The organism is Mucilaginibacter sp., assembly GCF_036383575.1.
Classification (GTDB): domain Bacteria; phylum Bacteroidota; class Bacteroidia; order Sphingobacteriales; family Sphingobacteriaceae; genus Mucilaginibacter.
On record NZ_DASVOB010000373.1, the window covers coordinates 1 to 3073 of the forward strand.

General features: G+C 42.7%; 3 protein-coding genes. 1 reads left to right on the forward strand and 2 read right to left on the reverse strand.

The genetic code is table 11. From position 1 onward, the window contains the following. Positions 1–324 precede the first annotated feature (324 nt). Entirely contained in the window at positions 325–1143 is an 819-nt protein-coding gene (gene proC, locus VF500_RS12975) for a pyrroline-5-carboxylate reductase (protein ID WP_121224628.1), read from the reverse strand. Beyond that, on the reverse strand, positions 1140–1985 hold the full coding sequence (gene argB, locus VF500_RS12980) for an acetylglutamate kinase (RefSeq protein WP_330860077.1): 846 nt from the start codon (positions 1983–1985) through the stop codon (positions 1140–1142). Before argB ends, proC begins: the two co-directional genes overlap by 4 nt. A gap of 204 nt (positions 1986–2189) precedes the next feature. Between argB and VF500_RS12985 the strand changes: the two genes are divergently transcribed. Next, positions 2190–3073, forward strand: an 884-nt coding sequence (locus VF500_RS12985; RefSeq protein ID WP_330860078.1) for an NAD(P)/FAD-dependent oxidoreductase, incomplete at its 3' end; no start/stop codon positions are given.

Here is a 3073-nt window from a genome sequence, read left to right on the forward strand (position 1 = left end):
CGGTTATAAAGTTGCTCCCCGCTGCGTTCAAACAGGATGATGTTTTTGATCACATCACCCAAAGCGGTCATGGATGTACCGCCAATTTTTTCTACTGTTAACATTTTATATTGAAAGATCAGCAACCAGATACCATAACTGTACCAATTGTTATAAACTATTTATAATTGGTTGAATGCAAATAGCTTGTATCCGAACTGCTTTTAAAAAAATAACTCATTTTGATATACCCTATCAAAACGATTGAAATATAATGATTATTTGCTTTCTGCTTTAAGTTTAATAACTGATAGTGCTTTTCGCTTTAAGCATTAGGCTTTCTGCTTAGTTGTCTTTTTTATACAAATCACCTGCTTTTTCGGCCGAAAGACGGATGCCCTTGATCATAGCCGAACTAAAACCGTGGTGCTCCATTTCATTTAAACCGGCAATGGTACAGCCGCTTGGCGAAGTTACCTTATCAATTTCCTGCTCAGGGTGCGATGCCAGTTGCAGCAGCAGGTCGGCCGCTCCTTTGGCAGTTTGTGCGGCCATTTTCAGGGCATCATGTGCATGGAACCCGATCTCGGTGCCGCCCTGCGAAGCCGCACGGATAGATCTCAGGAAGAAAGCAATACCGCAGGCACACAAAGCAGTAGCCGAGGTCATTAATTCTTCATTGATCTGTATGGTAACGCCAACCGTATCAAAAAGAGATTTGGTCATGTTGATATTTTTATTGGTGCCGTTATCGGTAGCAATACAGGTCATGGAATGGCCTATGGCTATCGCGGTATTCGGCATAGCCCTGATCACCTGTACATTAAGATCAAGGTGCTGGCGGATATCTGCACAGCTAACGCCAGAGATAACAGATATCAATAATTGTTTATCCGGCTTTAACGAAGGTTTAATTTCGTCTAACAGTTTATTGAGTTGTTGCGGCAGTACGGCCAGCACAATGATGTCGGCTTTGCGTACGGCACGCAGGTTATTGTCAGATACATGATACCCCTGATCGGCATATTGGGCCAGCGCGGCTACGTTGCGGCGGGTTAACGATATTTGCTGGGGCTTACAAATACCTGATTTAACTAAACCTTTGGCTAATGACAGGCCTATGTTACCGGAGCCTAATATTGAAATGTGCTGTTGTGAGTTCATGCGTTTTTAGTTAAACGTGTTCCAAATGGTTTGTTATCTTTCAATTGACCAAGATCATCTGATTTGCCGATAATTACCGCCTTTACACCGCAGGCAATTGCGGTAAAAGCATTATCAAGTTTAGGTAGCATTCCACTGTGTATAATCCTTTCCACTTTAAGTTCCTCATAATGCTGCGGGGTAATTTCCCTGATCAGCGATTCTTCGTCATTAATATCTTTTAACACACCTTTTTTCTCAAAACAGTATATGAGGGTGGTTTCATATAATCCCGATAACGATACCGCCAGTGCCGAAGCAATGGTATCTGCATTGGTATTCAGCAACTGGCCTTCGCCGTCGTGCGTTATGGCGCAAAAAACAGGAGTGAAGCCTGCTTCCATCAACCGGCTTATATTTTCCGGGTTGATGGAATCTTTAACAATATCGCCCACAAAACCGTAATCAATAGTTTTTACAGGTCGCTTCACTGCTTTTATAAAATTACCGTCGGCGCCGGTTAAGCCTATGGCATTGTTGCCAAAGCGTTGCAACTGTGCCACTATGTTTTTGTTGATGAGGCCGCCATAAACCATGGTAATCACTCTTAGCGTCTCAATATCGGTGATGCGCCTGCCGTCAACCATTTTCGACTCGATGCCTAAATCCTCGGCCATTTGCGTGGCAACTTTGCCGCCCCCGTGTACCAGGATCTTGAGGCCGTCAAGCGCTTCAAAGTCCTTTAAAAAATGATATAGGTTTTCAGAGTTATCAATAACGTTTCCACCTATTTTGATTATATAAAGACCCTTATTAGGCGATAATTTACCCGTTTTGATATGATCTGTATCAATTTTATTCATTCCAGCTGTTAATATAACTCTTTTAATGCCAAATTTCTACTTTTTCGAGTAGAAAACCGTTAAAATTACGAAAATATAGTGTGTTTTTTAAAAAATTGATTTGAAAATGAATAATTGAATTTGCAGCTTAAGTTTACAATTTGATTATGAAAGAATTAGTATTATTGGAAAACTTTAAGGCATCATCCTTGCTTATACCTATCTATGGAGCAAAAAAAGAATACCAGGCCGCGGGTGGCAATTATTGGGGGAGGATTTGGCGGGATACAGTTAGCTAAAAAATTAAAAAATGCACCCGTTGATGTGCTGATGATCGATAAGCATAATTATCACACATTTCAACCTTTGCTTTACCAGGTAGCAGGCGGCTCCATAGCTGCCGATTCAATCGGCTTTCCATTACGACGGATCTTTACGAAGCAAAAGAATTTCCGCTTTGCGCTTGCCCAGGTGGAGAAGATCAATCCCGAAACAAATACGCTTGATACTGATATCGGTACCATTTATTACGATTACCTCGCGATAGCAACCGGCTCCGATACCAACTTTTTCGGCAATAAGGAGATAGAACATTTTGCCATGCCGATGAAGAATATCCCGGAGGCTTTAAATTTAAGGAGCCTGATCCTGCAAAACCTGGAAATGTCGCTGGTATCTAAAGATCCGGAAGAAAAGGCCGCGTTAATGACCTTTGTGGTTGTAGGTGGTGGCCCTACCGGCGTGGAACTTTCCGGCGCCCTTGCCGAAATGCGCGAGTTGATATTGATGAAGGATTACCATGGCTTGCGTAAACATAGCATGAAAGTTTACCTTGTTGAAGGTAAAGCAGAGCTGCTGGCAGCGTTTTCGCAAGGGGCCAGAACTAAGGCCAAGAAGTTTCTGGAGGATATGGATGTAACCATTTATAACAGCGCGCATGTGCAAAGCTATAACGGTTATGAGCTCAAAATTGATAACGGGACATCGCTGCTAACCCGCAACGTGCTTTGGGCGGCAGGGGTGAAGGGCGAGTTTCCTGAAGGTATTTCTGCGGATAACATAGTGCGTGGTAACCGGATCCTGGTTGATGAATTTAACAAAGTAAAAGG

What these genes read in the sequence shown, in the direction of transcription:
- argB (WP_330860077.1), bottom strand. Translation starts at nt 1,985, where the DNA reads ATGAATAAAATTGATACAGATCATATCAAAACGGGTAAATTATCGCCT.
- proC (WP_121224628.1), bottom strand. Translation starts at nt 1,143, where the DNA reads ATGAACTCACAACAGCACATTTCAATATTAGGCTCCGGTAACATAGGC.